The organism is Verrucomicrobiales bacterium, from assembly GCA_016793885.1.
GTDB lineage: Bacteria > Verrucomicrobiota > Verrucomicrobiia > Limisphaerales > UBA11320 > UBA11320.
The window spans coordinates 1-20,046 of record JAEUHE010000090.1 but is presented as its reverse complement, the minus strand read 5'-3'; the positions used below and the strand labels follow the sequence as shown (position 1 = coordinate 20,046).

Sequence of the window (20,046 nt, the reverse complement as noted above, 5' to 3'; positions counted from 1 at the left end):
CGCAACCCACGATGGGGTTGTGAATTCTATGGGTTTTTCCCAGGGTAGCTCGTTCCTCGCAACCCTGGGCTTTGAGGCGCTATCCCGTTGGGATAGAGGTCCAAGATCTTCTGAACTTGTGGGTAATGCTTAGGGCACGACACCGCTTTTCGACGGAGAGAAAGTTGAACCGCAATGGACGCAATGGACGCGATGTCTGCAGAGGAAAGAGGAATTCAGTATTTGCCCTTCCTCCGATTCCACATCGCGTCCTTTGCGTCCATTGCGGTTTAAAAACTCGGGCCCCTTTTCGTTCGTTTTGCGCGAGATCCTCATGCCGTGGCGAGCCTCCGAGTAAGTATTCTGTTTCTCAATCCGTGGGATCCGTGCAATCCGTGGTTCAACAACTTCCTAGACTCCACCCAAAATCTGCGCAGTTCACAAATCCTAACCCATCGCGTATGATGTCAGGCATGCTGCGCTTCGGTTCTCTGGAACTGAAATCCAATCTCTTTTTGTCGCCACTGGCAGGTTACACCAACCTGCCCTTCAGGCGTACCCTGCGCGAACTCGGCGGGCTCGATCTGGCGACCACCGACCTCGTGAACGCCCGCTCCTTGGTCGAGAGGAATCCCAAGGCACTCAAACTCATCGAGACCTGCCCGGAGGACCGCCCCCTCGCCGTCCAGCTCTTCGGATCAGTGCCCGAGGAGATGCGCGACGCGGCAATCTACCTGGAATCGATCGGTATCTCCTCCGTGGACATCAACATGGGCTGCCCCGTCCGCAAAGTCTGCCGGGTCGGCGGAGGGTCGGCCATGATGACCGAACTGGACAAGACCAGCGCGCTGGTCAAAGGCATGGTAAATGCAGTTCGAATTCCAGTGACCGCCAAGATGCGACTCGGCTGGGATGATGACAACCTCACCGCCCCCGACCTAGCCCGCGCTCTCGAGGACGTGGGGGTCGCCGCCATCTTTGTCCATGGACGAACTCGTGAGCAAGGGTTCAGCGGGACGGTCAAACTGGCCGGTATTCGAGCCGTGGTTCAGGCGGTCAAACGTATACCGATCATTGGGAACGGCGATGTGACCACCCCCCAAGCCGCGAAGTTGATGCTCGAGGAAACCGGTTGTGCAGGTGTGAGCATCGGCCGCGGAGCGTTCTACAATCCTTGGATCTTCCTGCATACCCGGCAGCTTCTCGATCAAGGAATCATCCCCCCTGAAGCCGCCTTCGAGGAACGGGTGCGCGTGATGTGCCGGCACCTCGATCTGATGGTGGAGGTGTTCGGCGAGGAGCATGGTTGCCGGATGTTCCGCAAAGTGGCCCCTTGGTATTCCAAGCGCTTTGGACCCGTTAGCGAGTTCAATAAACGCGTGGTGCAGCTGCGTTCCCGCGAAGAGTTCAATGAGATTCTGTCAGCCTACGTCACGTGGCGTCAGCAATTCTTGGACTCAGACGGCCAGCTTAAGCCGCAATACCAGCCATCCAAGATGATCCCCTCCTTCATGCGGGAGCCCGAAGTCACCCAGCGCGAACACATTCCAGTGCCCAAGGGGCCCGTGGATGTTTGGTGAACCCCTTCACAGTTTCCTCACCACCGTGTTCCTCTGCGCCCATTCGGGGTTGGGATTGGGATAGTCCAAAGTGTAATGCAGTCCACGGCTCTCCGGACGCATCATCGCGCACGCGATGATGATCTCAGCCACGGTGGCGATGTTCCGCAATTCCAGGAGATCAGCCGTCACAATGAAATCCCAGTAGTATGCCTGAATCTCCTCTTGCAGGTTTGCAATTCGCTTCTGAGCGCGTTCGAGACGCTTCTGGGTTCGAACGATTCCGACGTAGTCCCACATCAACCGCCGGATCTCGTCCCAGTTATGCGACACCACCACTAGTTCGTCGGCGTTCGCCGCATTCCCAGATTCCCAGGGCTGCAAGGCGATGTCGCTCGGAGGCTGCGGAGCCTGGGTCATTTTCTGAGCGGCCCGATGCGCGCAGACCAGGGCCTCGAGCAAGGAGTTGCTGGCCAGCCGATTGGCACCATGCAAGCCCGTGCAAGCCACCTCTCCAACCGCATAAAGCCCCTGGATCTCTGTCTCGCCGTCCACATTGGTGACAACTCCACCGCATTGATAATGCGCCGCGGGGACCACCGGGATGGGCTCCTTGGTAATATCGATGCCAAAGCCCAGACAGGTCTTATAGATGTTCGGAAATCGATCCATGATGAACGGTGCCGGCTTGTGGGTGATATCCAAAAGCACGTGATCCGCACCGCTGCGCTTCATTTCGCTATCGATCGCTCGCGCCACCACATCCCGCGGCGCCAGCGAGGCAAGGTGATGATAACGGTCCATGAAGGGGACCCCGCCAACCGTCCTTAGGACTCCGCCCTCGCCGCGCACGGCCTCGGTGATCAAAAACGACTTGGCTCGAGGGTGGTACAGACAAGTCGGGTGGAACTGGATGAACTCCATGTTGGCCACCTGGGCTCCGGCGCGATAAGCCATCGCCACCCCGTCGCCCGTGGCGATGTCCGGGTTGGTGGTATAAAGGTACACCTTGCCGCACCCGCCCGTCGCCAGGACAATCGACGGCGCCGAGAATGTCACAACCTCGCCGGTAGGACTGCACAGGGCGTACACTCCCACACAGCGATTCTCTCCCGGGTGACCCAATTTTCGACTGGTGATCAAATCGATGGCCACGTGGTTCTCAAAGACCTGGATATTTGGCTGCTGGGCAACTGCGTTGAGGAGCGCTCGCTCGACCTCGCGGCCGGTGACGTCCTTGGCATGCAGAATCCGTCGGCGGGAATGCCCGCCCTCTCGGCCCAAATCCAGCTCAATCTCTCCGGGAAACTCGGCACTTTCCCGCTCCGAAAATTTCATTCCCAACTCGATCAGCTCCGTGATGCGCGCCGGGCCCTCCTCAACAATCACCCTCACCACCGACTCCTTGCAAAGACCTGCCCCCGCGACCAGCGTGTCGCGGATGTGCATCTCAAACGAATCCTCCTTGCTGGTGACGGCCGCAATACCTCCCTGGGCGTAGTTCGTGTTCGATTCGGCCTTATGCTTCTTGGTGATGATTGCAACCCGGCCATGCCGCGCGACCTTCAAGGCCAGGCAAAGGCCGGCGATTCCGCTGCCCAACACCAGGTAGTCAAACCGTCGGATGTCTGATGGGTTCATTCTGTTCAAAGCAACGCGTTGTCGATCAGCCGAGTCTTCCCAAAAAATACGGCCAGCGCCAGGTGGGTACCCCCGCTCACCTGCTTCACAGGCTGGAAACTGCGGGGGTCAAAAAATGCGATGTAATCCACCCGCGCCTCCGGCGCCCGATCTATCAGACGCTTCAACTTAGCCGTCAAGACCGCGGCCGAAAGGGGACGAACGCTCGCCCTCACCAACTGTCGGGCTAAATTCAACGCCTGACTCAAACAAACGGCCTGACTTCGTTGCGATGGCGTAAGATAGGCGTTCCGCGAACTCATGGCGAGACCGTCGCGCTCCCGACGCGTTGGTGCCACCACCACGCGCACCGGGAAATTGAGGTCCTTCGCCATCCTCTGAATTATCGACGCCTGCTGGCAATCCTTCTGTCCGAAAACGGCCACCTCGGGTAAAACTAGGTTAAAGAGCTTGGCGACCACCGTGGTAACCCCTCGGAAATGGGTCGGCCGGGAAGCTCCTTCCATACCTACACTAAGGGCTACCTCGGTCACATAGGTGGAAAAGAGCCCTTCGGAGCGGCCCGGATACATTTCGGAGTCCTGGGGATAAAACACCACGTCCACCCCTGCTTCCCGACACAGCCGCCGATCACGTCGAAAATCACGAGGGTAACGACTCAGATCCTCGGTGGGTCCAAACTGAGTGGGGTTGACATAAATGCTCACTACCAGCAATCCCTGCGGACCTATCCGCTTTCGAGCATCCTTCATCAGGGCCACATGCCCTTCGTGCAGATAACCCATGGTAGGGACAAATCCGATCCGAATCCCCCGCCCGCGGGCCTGGAGGGCCAACTTCTGCATGCCGCGGGCTGTTCTGACGATTTTCACGTGCCTCATTTACCCGGCGAACCAGATCAAGAACAGAGAAAAGAGGCCGATGACCTTCTCGGACAGGGAGTTTGGCCTCCCTGCCCCGTCTTTGGCGGACTTCTTCAGAATTAGAAGTTGCTTCTGGGTTTAGGGTTGTGGCTTGATGCCTTTCAAGAAAATCAAGCCGTTCGCTGGTGTTCTTGTGATTTTGAAGTAATATCTTCGGTGCGCATGGTCTCCTCTAACCGAGAACGTGTCCGAGTAATGTACTCTGGCAAGGTCCAGGGTGTGGGCTTTCGCTATACCGCGAAAAGCGTCGCCCAGGGATTCGAAGTGACCGGAGAAGTGCGCAATCTGGCTGATGGCCGGGTAGAATTGGTCGCCGAAGGACATCGTACCGAGCTGCAAGATTTTATGCAGGCAATACGAGATTCTGGGTTAGGGCCCTGCATTCGCACGGAGGATGCCCGCTGGGAGGCGGCCGGGGCAGTTTTTAAGGGTTTTGAGATCGTTCGCTAAGCGAAGACAAGATGAAGTACGCGGTCATTGCTGATATTCATTCAAACCTAGAGGCTTTGGAAGTCGTGTTGGCTGATGCCAAAGCTCAACAGTGCACGCACTATTGCTGCATCGGGGACGTGGTCGGCTATGGAGCCAATCCTCGAGAATGCTTGGAAATTGTGCGCAGCATGGGCATGCCATGCGTCAAGGGGAACCACGACGAATATTGCTCCATGGATGAAACCCTCGAAGGCTTCAATCCCCATGCAGCAGAGGCAGTTCAGTGGACTCGCCAACAGCTAAGCCCAGAGGATCGCCAATGGTTGCGCGACCTCAAGTACGTTCGCTTGGTCGCCAGCTTCTCCATGGTCCACGCCACCCTGGATGTCCCTCAACGCTGGGGCTATGTGTTCGATAAACTCGCGGCGGCCGCCAGCTTCACCTACCAAAACACCGGGGTCTGCTTCTTCGGCCATACGCATGTGCCAGTCGCCTTTATCCGCGATAGCATGGTGCGCGGTGGCACTTACTCGAAATTCAAGGTCGAGCCGGGTCGGAAATATTTTGTCAATGTCGGTAGCGTCGGCCAACCACGCGACCTGAACCCCAAGGCCGCTTACGTGGTTTACGATCTGGATGAGCAAACGATCGAGCTTCGACGCTTGGATTACGATATCGCCAAAGCGCAGCAGAAAATCCTCGATGCCGGATTGCCACCCCGCTTGGCCGAACGCCTGGCTCACGGGAAATAGCCTCGCGATGGTTGGCCTCTCGATTTCCTGCTTGGCCACCGACTACCTGGCAGGGAAACTGGGCTAACTTTGAGCATCGATCCCTCTAGTCCACAGAAGATTCTCATCCTGAAGCCCAGCTCGCTCGGAGATGTTCTCCAGGCCATGCCGGTACTTCGATTGCTCCGTCTTCAGTTTCCCGCAGCCGCCATCGATTGGTGGGTCGATACCGCTTCCCTCCCTCTGCTTCAGGGAGATCCAGACCTCCGTCAAGCAATCCCCTTCGAGCGAAAAGAGCTGGGAAGGTGGCGCGGCATTCGGCGATTCGCACATTCATTGCTCGCCATGAGGCGCGAGCGCTATGACTGGGTCATCGATCTCCAGGGCTTGGCGCGCAGCGCACTGGTGGGCTGGTTCGCCAATGGCGGCCTGACTATCGGTGTCGCCGACCCCCGCGAAGGGGGCTCCGCCCTCTACGACATCGCCGTACCACGCCCCAGCCCGCACTGCCATGCGGTGGAATGGTACCTCAAGGTGCTCGAGGTGCTGAACGTGCCGGTACATGATAGGTTTATCTGGCTTCCGCCGAGACCTCAGCTTACCGAAACGCTCAGAAACCGATGGCCGATCCAGGAACGAAAATGGGTCTGTGTCCAGCCGGGCGCTCGCTGGTGGAATAAACGCTGGCCTATCGAACATTTCGAAGCAGTCATCCGTGAGCTCAGTCAACGACGTCCCGAGCTCGGGTTCGCGATCCTCGGCGGCGCAAGCGATGCGAACCTCGGCGCACGACTGGCCGAAGTAGCGCCCCAACAGACGATCGATCTCACCGGTCGAACAACGCTTCCAGAGATGATCGAATGGCTGCGCTCCTCGGCAGTCATGCTGACCAACGACACCGGTCCGATGCATGCCGCGGCTGCCATGCGCCTGCCGGTGGTGGGCCTCTTCGGCCCGACCGACCCCCGCCGCACCGGACCCTATGGCCAGCAAGCGGACAGCCTTCGCATTTCACTGCCCTGCTCGCCATGCCTGAAACAGCGCTGTTCGCATCCGAGGCAAATGGAATGCCTTCAGGCCTTGACCCCAGACCGCGTGGTGGCCCGCATTGAATTCCACCTAGGGTGAATAGCCGCGTCCCCGAGTCCGTCGCTATAAGCATCGGGGAGAAGCTTCGCCGAAGGCCATCCTTCCCTCTCCGGCGCAATATGGTAGTCTTTGGACATGAAAGCATTTGTGCTCACCTGGTTGGTTGTTTGCTCGATGGCTCTGCGGTCTCAATCGCAGATCAGCGTGGAGATCCAATTGGACCAGCGACAGTTTCTTAGGAACGAGTCCCTGCCGGTCAAGGTGCGACTGCTCAACCGCTCCGGCCAGGCAGTCAAGTTGGGCGAAGTCCCGGACTGGCTCAGCTTTTCGGTAGAGACGCGCGATGGCAAACCTGTCAACCCGGTCGAGCCCATTCTTGCCGGAGGCAACTTCGACTTGGAATCGGCCGAAAGCGTTACCAAGCAGCTTGATTTGGCATCGGGCTACGACTTTAGCCAGCCCGGAAGCTACCGCGTCACGGCCCTGGTTCGATTTCCTAAACTCAACTTCTCCGCCACCAGCTCAACTCAGCCGTTTGATATCGTGCGCGGTAGCCAGATCTGGCAGGAAGTCTGCGGAATTCCGGTAACCAACGGTCCACCTCGATGGATCACTTACTCCCTGATCCAGGCGAATCATGTCAAGCAGCTCAAGCTCTACGTGCGAGTCGCCGAAGAGCCAGAAGGAGGTTTTGTCAGGGTGCTGCCTCTCGGCCAGGTGGTCGCCTTCGCCAAGCCAGAGCAGATGATCGACCGCTCAAGCGCGCTCCACATCCTCTACCAAACCGGCCCGCGATCCTTCGAATACTGCGAGGTGGCTCCCACCGGCCTGCTCACTCAACGTACCGGTTACACGCTCACCCCCTATCGCCCCCGACTGGCCATGGACGACTCCGGAAAAATCACCGTCAAGGGAGGCGTCTCCCAGGCGAAGCCCGCTTGGATGACCAACGTGCCGCCGTCCATCAAAGCAACCAACTCGGTTCCAACCAAACCTGCAAAATAACCAAGCTCCCTAGCCGTGTGATGTCCACTCACTTCGCGCTGCATCCGTCCGCCGGGTCACTGTCATGATTGCGCAGTCTCCTTGTCTGTTCTTAAGCCTGCTCCTATGGGGCAGCCTGGCACTCTCCACGGCCATCGCCGAGGATGTCCAGCTGCAGCTCAAGAACGGTGACCGCGTTTCAGGCGCCTGGCTCGGAGAATCGGAAGGCAGGATCCGAGTGCAGCATCCCGTACTGGGCACCCTCAGCATCCCCGCCACTGAGATCGCTTCGCGAGTCACCAATACAGCGCCCCGTTCCACCGCGCCGCCAGTCCCGGTCGTGGCGGCCAAACCGACTCCTCCGCCCAAACCGCCCATAACACCCGCGCCTAAACACTGGAATTTCGATCTCCAAGCAGGCTTGGATCTCGGATTCGGGGTCACCGACCGACAGCTCTATAACGCCAGAGCTCGCGCGCTCTATTCCAAAAACCGCCTGCGCAACACCGCCGACTACATGTTCACCTTCGGTGAAGTGGATGGGAAATCTTCGGCCAATCGCATGGATGCCTCGATGAAGACCGACTACGAAATCGGCAGCCAGCTATTCCTCTATGACCTCGGCGGCGCAGGCTATGATGCTGTCCGATTGATCGACCTCCGCTACGAAGTCGGCCCGGGCATCGGCTACCACGCAGTCCGCATGGATCGATTCAAACTCAATCTGGAGATCGGAGCCAACTACCAGGTGCACGAGTTTCAGGATGGAAAAAGGTCCGACTCCTTCTTCTACCGAATCGCTGAGGATGCCGCCTGGAGGATAACCCCCAAGCTCAGTGTGGATCAAAAGCTGGAAGTGTTTCCGGGCATATCCGACCTGAGCAAATTCCGGATTCGCTTCGAGGGCAACCTTCGCTACGCACTTCGAAATAACCTCTACTTGAACCTGACCGCGCTCGACACGTACGACAATCAGCCTGCATCCACCGTCTCGAACAACGATCTGCAGCTCCGCTCCTCCATCGGTCTGAAATTCTAATGGCTTACTACCTCACGGCCATCGGCCGTGTAGGACCAGGCTTGCCTGATGAACTAAGCATCAGGATCTTCCCCACCACTGCCTGAAGATCCGGCAGAACGAAATCGTGATGCACCGGCCCTACCCAGGGCGACTTCACCAGCAGCGAGGTGCAACCAGCGGTGCGCGCCGATTCCGCGTCCTGCCACTTATCGCTCACCACAAAGGAGTGATCGAGATCCAAATGCCACTTGAACGCCGCCTCGATCAGCAGCCCGGGCTTGGGCTTGCGACACGGACACCGATCATGCTCGTCGTGGGGACATAGCATCAGGTCATCCAGAGGATAATACCTCCGCAACACATCATGCATCCGGTCGAGTTCACGACGTGACAGCGTACCGCGTGAGACCCCCGGCTGATTCGTCGTCGCCACTAGCACAAAGCCCGCGCTCTTTAGACGCTGCAACGGCTCGAGCGCCTCCGGGATGACTTTAAACTCCTCGATCGAGACTGGGCTGATCTGATGTTTCGGCCCCACCCTCACCTGGTTGAGAATGGCATCCCGTTCAATGAATACTGCGGTTTTCATACTTCGAATTGCCGCACACGCCTCCCGCAGTGACGATCCCGGATCGGCTGCAAGGTTGCTTGGATTATGCGTGGGATAATTTATCCCGCATTTGAGGAAGCGCCACCTCGATTTGCGTTTGCAGCGAAAAAGTTGCAAACGGCCCGAGTTGGCATGGAGGCGGGTATTCTTACGGTGGGCAAGCCCGGGGATTTGCCGGTCTCACTCGGGGCGTTCACTCGGGGCGTTGCGCCACCTTGGCAGGCTTCTTTTCGGAAGCCGGATCAGGAACCACCGTCTTGAACGTGCTATAGGCTCCCAGCCCCTTGAGCAAATCAACGGCGCGATCCAGCTGCACATCGTGAGCATTCAAAATCCGCTCACGTTCCGAAAGCGGCAGATCCTTCAAAGCACCGGGCACACGCTTGCGATACACATCCTGCTCCTCCTGATCGGACATCGGGACCACAATGTCCGGGGAAATACCCTTCTCATGGATCACCTTGTGGCTCGGCGTGAAATACTTGGCCGTAGTCAGCCGGAGCGCCGATCCGTCCTGAAGCTGCAGAATGCTCTGAACACTTCCTTTGCCAAAGGTTTGCTCACCCAAAATGACCGCCCGACACAAGCCCTTCGCGGCCGCGTCTTGCAAACACCCAGACACGATCTCCGATGCGCTGGCGCTTCCGCCGTTCACCAAAACCACTACCGGCAGTTCCCCATACTTCTCGCCACCTCGCGCGCGATACTCGCTCTTTTGCTTGCCCTCGCGTCCTTCCGTGGTGACGACCAACTCTCCACGCGGCAGGAATTTCTCGCAGACCTCGACCGCCTGATCCAGCAGCCCCCCAGGATTGCCGCGTAGATCCATGACCAACCCCTTCATCCCTCGATCCTTGAGCTTCTTCAAAGCATCTCCCAATTCCTCGGCCGTATGTTCGCCAAACTGGGTCAACCGCACATATCCGATGCCGTGATCGAGAATCGGAAACTCCCGCTTGCCATTCAAATCCTTGACCGTGTCGACTTTGATGACCGCTCGAGTGAGCCGGAAATCCCGAGTATCCTCTCCCGGAGGACGAATGATAGTCAGGGTTACTTCGGTTCCAGGTTCGCCCCGCAAAAGCTTCACCGCCTCCGGAAACGTCATCCGCTCGGTGGATCTCCCGTCGATCTTCACAATCCGGTCCTCGGACAGGATCCCCGCCTTAAACCCAGGAGTGTCCTCAATCGGGCTGTCCACCGTGAGATAGTCGCCCCGCTTGGAAACCGCTATCCCCACGCCGCCAAACTCACCCGAGGTATCATTCTTCAGGTCCTGATACTTCGATTGATCCATGAATTCGCTGTGAGGATCCAACGTCCCCAACATCCCCTTGAGGGCGGCCTGAACCAGGTCGCGATAGGAAATCTTGGTGTTGTCCACGTACTCAGAGCGAATGCGCTCCATGACGGTGGTGAACAGCTTCAGGCTGGAATAGGCGTCGTCGGAATCGTTCGCCTGAGAGGCGTGAAGATAAAGCTGAGCCCCAACCAGCACGTTTAAGCCCAGCAGGACGACCAAGGTACCGTAAAGCAGCCGGCGTTTCATAGTTGCAGAACTGGAGGGCACGGGCCTCGCCGAACCCGGCTCAAGTTAGAAGCCGGGACGCCAGTTTGCAAGGACCGGTTGGACGGCCTCGAGCCGGTCAAACTGGTACCCACCGGACGAGAATCCTGCTGTAGAGCGCGCTTGGGCTGAGTGATCCCTCAAAAATCGTAGTCACAGGCTCCTACCAGGCTTGAAGGGAAGGTGGGGTCTAATTCCAAGGAAGAGTTTGGGCCCACGCGGAGCACACGGAGTCGGAGGGGATTTTGAAGAACATTACCGTCAGTCGGCCCGCCCCTTCTGAGTCTTCACAGGAAAAAATCTAGCGGCCTGTCGCGACGTGTCCTACGTCATTCTTGAGCAGAAATGAGGTTCAAACCCGGACTCACGTCCGGTCGGGACAAGTCCGACAGGCTGCTGGCCCCGAATCAGCCGTTTTAGGCTTTGCCCTGGCCCCCTCGGATTTCTAAGATCCACGCGTGGATCATTCTGGACGCGCATTCAAACTAGCCCTCAGCAGGATTCTGTGGGGGCTCGTAGCTGTCCTAGCTCTCCTATCCGCCGGTGTGGTGGCCATCTTTCTCGGCCACTTGATCGCCGCGGTATCCTGGGGCCTGATCGGCCTGTGGATCGCCTCCGCCCTGCTCATTCTCTTCCTCCACCGCGACCCGCACCCCATAGCTCCTCTGGGGCTTCCCAAAGCCGTGGTCGCTCCCTCCCACGGCCGAATCGCCGAGATTACCCAGACGTCCGAACCCGGCCTCATGCCGGGCGACTGCCAGCGGATCTCCATTCACTTGGGCTGGCGCGAGGTTCACGTGGGGAAAAGTCCGGTCGACGGGGTCATCACCAGCTGTCTGGAGCTGTCAGCCGCCCCAGGCTCGTCGAGCCGAGCCACCGGTAGCCACTTGCAGATCGCCATCGCCCCGCGCGAAGCCCCCCGGGAAACGATCGCTCTTCGCTACATCGCCGGACGCTATCCTCGGAAATGCCTCTCCTGGTCCCGCACCGGCGATATCGTGGAACGAAGCCAAAGCCTCGGAATGATGCAATTCGGCTCGCGTTGTGAACTATTCCTGCCACTCTCCGCCGAGGTGCAGGTCAGACCCGGCGACCCCATTCGCGGGGGAGAGACCATTGTGGCCTGCTTTGCCTAAGGATGGAAATGTCCGACGCCCATAATCCAATCAAGCCTGGAGAGCCGCCTGAGAACCGGCTAAGGATTTATTTTTTGCCGAACCTGATGACCGCCGGCAATTTGTTCTGCGGCTTCATCGCGCTGACCAAGATCGTCGAGGCCGATCTCAGCTCCGAGGATTTCTCGGCCATCAACGTCGCCCTATTTTTCATCCTCCTGGCCTGCATCTTTGACCTGCTCGATGGCCGGGTCGCCCGCATGGGGGGGCAAGAAAGCCCCTTCGGACGAGAGTTTGACTCGCTGGCGGATATCATCTCCTTCGGCGTCGCCCCCGCCTTCCTAGTCCACCGAATCGTCCTTCGGGACTTGTTTGGCGCGCATCAAGAAATCGGCTGGTTTATCGCCAGCATCTACCTGATCTGCGGTGCCTTCCGACTGGCTCGCTTCAATTGCCTGGCCACCATGAGCGGTGGCGGTGGCGGCAAGGACTTCCTAGGCTTCCCCATCCCGGCTGCCGCGGGCTTGGTGGCTTCGCTCACCCTGCTCCTCATCTACTTCGAGGAGCAGAACTTCAAGAAGGGCTACCTCCGCTACATCCTGCCAGCTCTGCTGCTCTTCTTATCCGCGATGATGGTCAGCCGGGTCCGCTACCCAAGCTTTAAGAAACTCGATTTCCGTTCGCAACGAACCTTCGCCAAAACGTTGCTGTTCATTCTCATCATGGGGGCCGTGCTCATCTTCCAGCTCAAGCTTCTTCGCTTCCTGCTTCCCCTCGCGTTCACCGCCTACCTGCTCTATGGTTTCATCCGACCACGCATTTCCCGGGAAATGCGACGCGAGATCGAGGATGAAGAGGACGACGATGACGAAAGCCCAAGCACTGCCAAGCCGCCTGAATGAACTTGCCCGAACTTTTGCCTGACGTGCCCATGGCAGCGTTGACGGGATTCATCAGCGGCGTGCTGCTCTGCATCCCCGTCGGCCCGATCAACCTGACCATCATCAACGAAGGGGCTCGACGGGGTTTCGCCTGGGCCTCCCTCATCGGCCTGGGCGCCGTCGTGATGGAATCCATCTACTGCGCGCTCGCCTTCACCGGATTCGCCTCATTCTTCCAACGAGGGCTCGTCAAGGCCACCATGGAACTGGTGAGCTTCGTCTTCATGCTCTGGCTAGGTCTCAAGTTCCTGCTCGCCAAGTCCATTGAGGCCACGAACCGGGTCGAAGAAAAGATTGAGCGACGCCTGCAGCCGCACACCGCCTTCATGATTGGCTTCGTGCGCGTCATGGGGAACCCCGGGGTGCTCCTGGGCTGGATCATCATGGCGGCCTACTTCATCTCCCGCGAGTGGGTGGCTCCCACCACTCAAAGCAAGCTAGCGTGCGTCGCCGGGGTTGCCGTAGGCGTCGGAGCCTGGTTTCTGATGCTCAGCTACTGGGTGTCCTTCCGAAAGCAGAAGTTCACTGAAAAGGCTCTGCTCCGCCTGGAAAAAGGGTCCGGCATCATCCTCCTGATCGCCGCCGTCTATCACGGCGGCCACATCATCTGGCAGATGACCCAAAGCCACCTGGCGAAGTGACCAAACTCTCCTCAAACCAGGCGTGACGCACCACCGTCCGCTCGTCACTCGTGAACAACACGTGGATTCGACCATCCTGAGTTTGCACCACGGTCGGATACCCAAAATCTCCCGGCCCTGACGCGATGTTCTTTCGATGAGGAAAGGTCCTACCGCCGTCGGTGCTGATCGCGGCCGTCAATGGCGTTCGATCGTTCATGCTGTCGTTGTACACCAGGATCAGATGGCCATTCCTCAGCTTATAGAAGTCCACCGCGGCGTTGGGATTGGGAAACTCCGTGTCCTGGCCGTCCGACCAGGTCTTGCCGCCGTCGACTGACTCGGTCCGAACAATGTACCCGTCCTTCCGGGGCTCGTAGTCCCCGCCGCGACGGCAATACGCCACCAAATGTTGATCCGTCAATTGCACGACAGCGGGCTGAAGGTTGCCCAGGCGAGAACGCACCCGATTCGACTCCGTCCAGCTCCGCTTCCGAGGATCATAGTGAAGAAACAGGGAGGACGTCGTCGGAGCGCTGAACTCAGTGTTGTGCCCCGTTTCGTGATAAATCGGAAGCAGGTAATTCCCGTTCATCAGGGCAATCGGCCGGCTGCGGACCATGGTCCCCTCCTCGAAGGTCACCGGAAACGCATCCGACCAGGTCTTGGCCCCGTCCCGCGACACCTTCGCCATGATTCGCGATGTCGACCAGGTCTCACCATGCCGCATCACATAGTAGAGCCAGACCAAGCCGTCGGGCGCCTGCCAAACCACACCATTGCCCAAAGAACCCACCGGATGCTCGGCAATTTTAACAGGTCGACTCCAACGGGTGCTCCCCTTCTTGCAACGGGAACCATACACCGCGGTATGATCCGCATACTCTCCGCCGCCGCCATAATAAACCAGGTAGAGATCCCCGTTCTTCAACTCATCGAACGAGGCCGGATGCTTGTATTTGCCCGTCGGAATCTCGGGACCGAACAGACGCTGAACGTGCAGATCAGCTGCCGTAGCGCTCTCCAGCCCCAGGAAGCCGCCCAACAGGGCCACGACAGCCAGCCGACGCCGAAAGGAATCAAACCACGAGACGATGTTCATGATCGTTTAGAGGAGGTAAATACCGAGGGAGCATTTTGAACCGCCTTCTGCACTGCCGCGATCAATCCGTCAATGTTGTGAGGCTTGGCCTCAACATCCGGCTGTAGCCCGAGCGCGACGATGGCCTTCGTAGTCTCCGGACCGATGGAGGCAATGCGGACCTGAGGCCACTTGGCCTTGGTGGCGATCAAATCGAACCGGGCGTGGAAGTTCTCTACCGTGGAGGCGCTGCTGAAGGTGATCCAGTCCGCCCCCTCCTCCTGAAAACGCGCCGCACAGCCCGTCACGTCCTCTGTCTCCGGAACGGTTTTGTAGCAGGCTACGTCATCAACAATCGCACCCAGACCGCTCAATTCCTTCGGAAGATCGGGATTCGCCACCTGAGCGCGCAACAACAGGATGTTGACGTTCTCGATGGTCTGCTCGCCCTGGAATGCCGCCGCAATTTGGCTGCTCACGTATTCCGCCGGCATGAGATCCACCTGCAGATGAAGCTCCTGGAGTTTGGCCGCCGTCGCGGGACCCACCGCCGCGATTCGACAGCCCCCCAAATCTCGCAGATCCTTGAACGACTTGAAAAAGGCGTCGAAGAAAGTCGTCACGCCGTTGGGACTGGTAAACACGAGCCACTCGTAAGTGTTCAATCCCAGAATCGCATCCACCAGCGCCAGCTGATCGTCCGGAGGAGCCAGCTTGATGGTCGGAATCTCTAGCACGTCCGCGCCCAGACCGCGCAATCGCCGCGACACTTCACTGGCCTGTTCCCGAGTCCGGGTCACTACAATGCGCTCCCGGAACAAGGGACGCTTCTGGAACCAGTCCAGCTGCTCGTGCAAGGATACCACCCCTCCAATAATCGTCACGGCCGGCGCGCTAAAGCCGGCCTTCTCCACCCGATCAGCAATCGTCGCCAAGGTGCCAAACAAGGTCTCCTGTCTCGTGGTCGTCCCCCACCGTATCATGCCCACCGGAGTCTCGGGCGACATGCCATGGCTGACCAACTGGCTGGCCAAAATGCGAATCCGCTCGACACCCATCAGGATTACCTTGGTGCCCGGACTCTTCGCGAGCCACGCCAAATCAAGGGCGGTTCCCTCCTTCGTGGGATCTTCATGACCCGTGAACACCGTGAAACTCGAACAATGATCCCGATGCGTGAGCGGAATGCCCGCATAGTTGGGCGCCGCCACGACCGATGAGATTCCTGGCACAACTTCGAAGGGCACTCCTTCCGCGACCAACTCCTGGGCCTCCTCGCCTCCACGGCCAAAAACGTAAGGATCGCCCCCCTTGAGTCGAACCACGGTCTTTCCCTCCTTGGCCTTCTTCACCAGCAGCTGATTGAGCTGGTCTTGAGGAATCGCGTGGTCGCGCGACCGCTTGCCGCCATAAATGATCTCCGCCCCTTTCGGAGCCAGCTGCAGGAGCTGCTGATTCACGAGAGCGTCATAGACAACCACATCCGCAAAACTCAAGAGTTCCGCGCCGCGACGGGTCAGCAGCCCAGGATCGCCAGGACCTGCGCCCACTAAATAAACTGTGCCACAAGATGCCATGTGTCAGAGAAGTTAGGCAATCCGCGGTGCCGAGGCAATGGCGGCCAGAATTCTTTCGGCCGCTGCCCTCGGGTCGGGCGCCGCATAAATCGGCCGCCCAATCACCAGCCAGGTTGCGCCGGCCTCCATCGCCTCCGGGGCGCTCAAGGTGCGCTTCTGGTCGCCCGCCGCATCGCCAGGTCCGCGAATGCCGGGAGTGACCAACTGCGTCGCTTCGGGGAGAATCTGCCGTAGCATCGCCAGTTCGAGGGGGGAGCAAACAAATCCGCGCAGTCCGGCCTGGGCGCCCAATCCGGCCAATCGCTCGACCTGATGCCCAATATCCCCGCTCACTCCCACCTGATTCAGCTCCGGTGTGGACATGCTGGTAAGAACGGTCACGCCCAGCACCACCGGAGCCGGCCGATCCAGCGACCGGGCCGTTTCCTGCGCCGCCAACTCCGCCGCGCGCATCATCTCCAATCCCCCGCAGGTGTGGATGGTGAGCATCTGCACATCCAGTCGGGTCGCCGCCGCGACCGATTTAGCAACCGTGTTCGGGATGTCATGGAACTTCAGATCCAGAAAGACCGAGGCCCCTTCCTCACGGATTTGCCGCACCAACTGAGGGCCGGCACTCACGAACAGCTCTTTGCCAACCTTGAAACCCGCCACCGCAGGGGCAAGAACTTTGACCAGCTCAGCCGCCTTCTCGGCGGTGGGCACATCCAGAGCCACATAAATAGGATTCCGCATGGGTCAACCCTGAGCGCAAAAACCAATCTTGAAAAGAGGGAATGGAGGGTGGGGGGCGCATGAAATAGACATACCCATCTGCCGCTACGGGTGAGATTTTAACATTGGCGGTGTACAGCCGCTCCTGCCAATGCGCCTCGCCGGTCTTGGCGTCCAGACAGCTGGCGATCCCATCATCGCGGATCCTTCGCGGTTCAACAACTCGGCCCCTTCCCCTCGGCGCGGCCTCGAATTTCTCACATTCAGCGTTGAGGCTCAACCCCCGCCCCAGGAAGCCGATCTCTACGAGGTGAAGTCGAATCGTTTTCACGTCTTTCTGCTGCTCGTCGCAATGAGCCTGCTGGCCTGGTCCGGATGTGACAAGGGCCCGCAGCGCATGGAGCATCCGGAAGATCCCGATGGCCGTTACAAACTACAAATTTCCGCAGCCCGCCGCCTCCTGGCCCAAAAGGAGAACTGGGCGGACCGGGCTGAGTGGGAAGTCGTCAAACGCGGCGATTCCTACGAAGTCACCGCTTGGCGAGTTGAGCATCCCGAGAAGAAAGGCGCCATGCGATATCTCCCCTGGGGCTACTCCACCATCCTCATCGACAGCCGAGGCACCCCCGTCCATTACCGCCGCAAGGGGTAATGGTGGAGATCTAACTCAGTGCGGCCGTGTCTAGGCCTTAAATCACCCACTCCCTAGGATGCTGAAAAGCTGTAGAAGGCTACAGCACTCCAAGACGCAGTGCGCGGGACTTGACGATATGGAGTGCGGCAGACCTCTGCCGCTTTTTCCCCTAGACGGAGTCGGGATCCCCCGATCTCACCAACCTATTCCACTTCGTGGGCAACAACTCAGCTTCTTGCTTCTTTTATTGTTTCGCGGGGCGCACATCGATGACCCGACCATCGATCACCACCTGCACACTTTGTCCGAGGGCAAACCAATCCTTGGCCTCCGGATGCCGCGTCAGCAACTCGAAGTATTCCGCGGATGCAAACTCGACCTTCCTCGCCGAAGAATCCTTCATGTTCTGAATCCGCGCATCCATCCATTGTTCACCATTGAAGAAAAAGGACTGTCCACCCACAAACCGGGCGACCTGTTGCGTTGCGGGCGTGCGAGAAGCCGCTCTGGACTGCCCCACCTCCAGCTTGGCTCGGGCCGGCTGTCCCGGAACCGGCAACGTCGCCGGCGCGGCCATCGGAGTAGCCGCCCGCAAGGTTTCTAACGCACCCGACTGGATCGCCGCACTCGATGCCTCAGCCGATTTGAGCAGGGAGAAAGAACGCGCGCTCGCCACCGCCTGATCTCCCGATCGATCTTCCATCAACGCCCGATAATTTCGCTGCAATTGCTGCTGAGCCAACGCATCCGTTCCCCGTTGAAAGGTCTGTCGATCCGCAGAGATCCCCCGACGTGCTTCATCTTCGGTCACCAAATAGGCGGTATAAGGCGTCACCACCGCATACTTCCTCGCCAGCTCCACTACCTCATCCTTCAACTCGGCGTTCTCCCCGCGCAATCGAATCTCATCCAACAAATAGCCGATTCGTCGAGTCGCCCACAGGCGAGGTAGGAACGCGTTGTCCGAAGTGGATTCCACAAAGGTCAGTTCGCGAGAATACTCACGTTTGTCTCCATTGAGAACGCCGCTGATGCGAACCAGTCCCGTCCCCCGACCCGAATAGCGCCCTGCCACCAACAACTGCTGCCCCTTAAACAGATCAGGCAACGACTGCGGATAGAGCTTGCTCACCTTCACTCCCTCCGGAAATTCAACACGCAGATTCGACAACGCCGGCTCCTTGATCCGACTGAAGAACGCCGACACTTTCAGCTCAAGATCTTCCTCCGGCAGAACATAGGTGGTCGACGCTTTAGTTGCCTCGGAGACGCGATCCAGCAGATGCGTGTTCACGTCGGTGCCGATGCCAAAGCAAAACACACGGGTCAAACTCTCGGGCGCAAGGTTGCCCTTGCCGGTGACCGCTTCCGCGATCTGGTTCTCATCGCTCGGCCCCACCGTAGGACGGCCGTCGGTCAGAAACACCACCACATAGGGTCGCTGCGTCTCCTTGGGCTTCAGGGCGAGGGCCTGGGTCAACGCGTCGTGAATGGCGGTCCCGCCCGTGGGTTTGATTCGATCCACAAAACTCAGCGCCCGATCCCGAGCCTCGCGTCCGGTGTCGGTGAGCTGTTGAAACACTCCCTCCACCTCCGTGGAGAACCGCAGGATCTCGAAGCGGTCCTGGTCGTTCAGATTCGCGATACAAAATCGCAGCGCTTTTTTGGCCTGTTCCAATTTCGCCCCCGCCATCGAACCGGACGAATCCAAGACAAACACCACATCCTTGGGCACCTGATTCCGTCCCTCGCTCTCCAACTGCGGCGTGGCCAGCAGAAGGAAGTATCCGTCCTCGGTACCCGTACGATGCATGAGCACATCGATTCCCAGCTCTCCACGAGCGCGAGAGAAAAGCAGTTGAAAATCCGCTTCCGACGTCGCCGTATTCGCCTCGAACCCAACCGTCGCGCGGTGGTCCCCCTGGCGGGCGATCTCTACTTTATGACTCGGTGAGTACAGGGTCTTGAGAGCCTGCTTCGATTCCAAATTCACCTTCACCGACAGAAATGGTATCGTCTTTCCTTGAGCCGTGTCCTGGCGTAACGGCAGGACCCAGTTCAGCATCCCACTGTCCTCGGTCAGCAACTGTGTGTAGCTGACCATAATCTGGCGTTTCGAATGGGGCTCGATAGGAAACACCCGCACCTTGAAGAGATCGCGTCCGACATACTCGAGCAGCGCCGGGTCGAGCGAACGCCGAACGATGTCCTGGTAGATTTCGCGCGCCTTGTCCGCTCCGAGCAGCTCCGCTTCCATCGGCTTGCCGTTGATCGCCAGTGTAAAGCGATCCAGCTGGGCACCCTTGGGAACGGGGAAGAGAAAGGTCCCCTCGCAGACGCGGTCATTGGGATTGTAGAATTCCTCCTCGATCCGCACGACCGCGACCTGATCGGTAATACGAGTGTCCACCTTCACCGACGCCACCTCGGCAGGCGCTAGGCGGAAGAGACCGGGCGGACGGGGAGGAACTATCCGTGGAGGAACGTCACGTGGTGGCAGGGGTTCAGCGCCAGGCACGATCGGGATGGGAGCCGGCCGAGCGCCACGGGGTTCCTCCAGAACCATCCATCCGGCGGCCGAAGCCATCCGATTCATCGTCAAGAACCCGCAAGCCAGCAGCATCCACAGAAGAAATGACCGTTTCATACCCCATTGGACGGAAGTGCGCCAAGAATGCTCCCTCCTATATGGACCGCGGTGGCACGACCTAAGCATTACCCACAAGTTCTTCGACCAAATGTTAGAATCCCAAAGGGATTCCGGCTCAAAGCCCAGGGTTGGCGCGACGCAGGAGCGCCTACCCTGGGTTAGTCGTGGTTTTCTCACA

At 58.9% G+C, this 20,046-nt stretch carries 18 protein-coding genes; 10 read left to right on the top strand and 8 right to left on the bottom strand.

What is annotated here, in order from left to right:
- The first annotated feature begins 452 nt into the window (after positions 1-452).
- Positions 453-1,559: a tRNA dihydrouridine synthase DusB gene (gene dusB / locus JNN07_10520; GenBank protein ID MBL9168164.1), complete on the top strand. Its 1,107-nt coding sequence runs from the start codon at positions 453-455 to the stop codon at positions 1,557-1,559.
- A 6-nt stretch (positions 1,560-1,565) separates the two neighbouring features.
- Here dusB and nadB read toward each other — a convergent pair whose 3' ends face one another.
- Positions 1,566-3,164, bottom strand: a complete 1,599-nt coding sequence (nadB, locus tag JNN07_10515; GenBank protein ID MBL9168163.1) for an L-aspartate oxidase — start codon at positions 3,162-3,164, stop codon at positions 1,566-1,568.
- A gap of 20 nt (positions 3,165-3,184) precedes the next feature.
- Positions 3,185-4,060, bottom strand: a complete 876-nt coding sequence (locus JNN07_10510) for a pantoate--beta-alanine ligase (GenBank protein MBL9168162.1) — start codon at positions 4,058-4,060, stop codon at positions 3,185-3,187.
- Between the two features lie 204 nt (positions 4,061-4,264).
- Between JNN07_10510 and JNN07_10505 the strand changes: the two genes are divergently transcribed.
- The 5 genes from JNN07_10505 (at position 4,265) to JNN07_10485 (ending at position 8,377) form a co-directional block, all read left to right on the top strand.
- Positions 4,265-4,552: an acylphosphatase gene (locus JNN07_10505; protein ID MBL9168161.1), complete on the top strand. Its 288-nt coding sequence runs from the start codon at positions 4,265-4,267 to the stop codon at positions 4,550-4,552.
- 11 nt (positions 4,553-4,563) lie between these two features.
- Complete coding sequence (locus tag JNN07_10500; protein MBL9168160.1) at positions 4,564-5,286, top strand: metallophosphoesterase family protein; 723 nt, start codon at positions 4,564-4,566, stop codon at positions 5,284-5,286.
- Positions 5,287-5,355: 69 nt separating this feature from the next.
- Positions 5,356-6,393: a lipopolysaccharide heptosyltransferase II gene (gene waaF / locus JNN07_10495; protein ID MBL9168159.1), complete on the top strand. Its 1,038-nt coding sequence runs from the start codon at positions 5,356-5,358 to the stop codon at positions 6,391-6,393.
- Between the two features lie 96 nt (positions 6,394-6,489).
- Entirely contained in the window at positions 6,490-7,359 is an 870-nt protein-coding gene (locus tag JNN07_10490; GenBank protein MBL9168158.1) for a hypothetical protein, read from the top strand.
- 64 nt (positions 7,360-7,423) lie between these two features.
- Positions 7,424-8,377: a DUF481 domain-containing protein gene (locus tag JNN07_10485; protein MBL9168157.1), complete on the top strand. Its 954-nt coding sequence runs from the start codon at positions 7,424-7,426 to the stop codon at positions 8,375-8,377.
- Positions 8,378-8,384: 7 nt separating this feature from the next.
- Here JNN07_10485 and JNN07_10480 read toward each other — a convergent pair whose 3' ends face one another.
- Both JNN07_10480 and JNN07_10475 read right to left on the bottom strand, forming a co-directional pair.
- Positions 8,385-8,948 carry an HAD-IIIA family hydrolase gene (locus tag JNN07_10480; protein ID MBL9168156.1) on the bottom strand — a complete coding sequence of 188 codons (564 nt, stop codon included), beginning with the start codon at positions 8,946-8,948 and terminating at the stop codon, positions 8,385-8,387.
- 214 nt (positions 8,949-9,162) lie between these two features.
- A complete protein-coding gene (locus JNN07_10475; GenBank protein MBL9168155.1) occupies positions 9,163-10,518 on the bottom strand; it encodes a S41 family peptidase in 1,356 nt (451 codons plus the stop codon).
- A gap of 476 nt (positions 10,519-10,994) precedes the next feature.
- On the opposite strand from JNN07_10475, the gene JNN07_10470 reads away from it, so the two are divergent.
- Genes JNN07_10470 through JNN07_10460 form a run of 3 tightly spaced genes read left to right on the top strand, consistent with a single transcriptional unit; the run spans position 10,995 to position 13,233 of the window.
- Positions 10,995-11,672, top strand: a complete 678-nt coding sequence (locus JNN07_10470) for a phosphatidylserine decarboxylase (GenBank protein ID MBL9168154.1) — start codon at positions 10,995-10,997, stop codon at positions 11,670-11,672.
- A gap of 8 nt (positions 11,673-11,680) precedes the next feature.
- A complete protein-coding gene (gene pssA, locus JNN07_10465) occupies positions 11,681-12,553 on the top strand; it encodes a CDP-diacylglycerol--serine O-phosphatidyltransferase (protein MBL9168153.1) in 873 nt (290 codons plus the stop codon).
- Entirely contained in the window at positions 12,550-13,233 is a 684-nt protein-coding gene (locus JNN07_10460) for a LysE family transporter (protein ID MBL9168152.1), read from the top strand. Before pssA ends, JNN07_10460 begins: the two co-directional genes overlap by 4 nt.
- On the opposite strand, the gene JNN07_10455 is transcribed toward JNN07_10460, so the two are convergent.
- From JNN07_10455 to pyrF, 3 genes are read right to left on the bottom strand one after another with little or no spacing between them, the layout of a single operon-like run.
- The gene (locus JNN07_10455) at positions 13,196-14,314 is read right to left on the bottom strand and encodes an exo-alpha-sialidase (GenBank protein ID MBL9168151.1); all 1,119 of its coding nucleotides are present in this window, start codon (positions 14,312-14,314) and stop codon (positions 13,196-13,198) included. The two genes, JNN07_10460 and JNN07_10455, sit on opposite strands and share 38 nt — an antisense overlap.
- On the bottom strand, positions 14,311-15,870 hold the full coding sequence (gene cobA / locus JNN07_10450; protein MBL9168150.1) for a uroporphyrinogen-III C-methyltransferase: 1,560 nt from the start codon (positions 15,868-15,870) through the stop codon (positions 14,311-14,313). Before cobA ends, JNN07_10455 begins: the two co-directional genes overlap by 4 nt.
- 12 nt (positions 15,871-15,882) lie before the next feature.
- Positions 15,883-16,605: an orotidine-5'-phosphate decarboxylase gene (gene pyrF, locus JNN07_10445; protein MBL9168149.1), complete on the bottom strand. Its 723-nt coding sequence runs from the start codon at positions 16,603-16,605 to the stop codon at positions 15,883-15,885.
- Between the two features lie 130 nt (positions 16,606-16,735).
- Here pyrF and JNN07_10440 point away from each other — a divergent pair, with 130 nt between their 5' ends.
- Positions 16,736-17,236, top strand: coding sequence for a hypothetical protein (locus JNN07_10440; GenBank protein ID MBL9168148.1), 501 nt, complete (start codon positions 16,736-16,738; stop codon positions 17,234-17,236).
- Between the two features lie 226 nt (positions 17,237-17,462).
- Here the strand turns inward: JNN07_10440 and JNN07_10435 are convergent, their stop codons facing one another.
- Positions 17,463-19,865 (bottom strand): VWA domain-containing protein, encoded by a 2,403-nt coding sequence (locus JNN07_10435; GenBank protein ID MBL9168147.1) that lies wholly within the window; start codon positions 19,863-19,865, stop codon positions 17,463-17,465.
- Positions 19,866-20,046 lie beyond the last annotated feature (181 nt).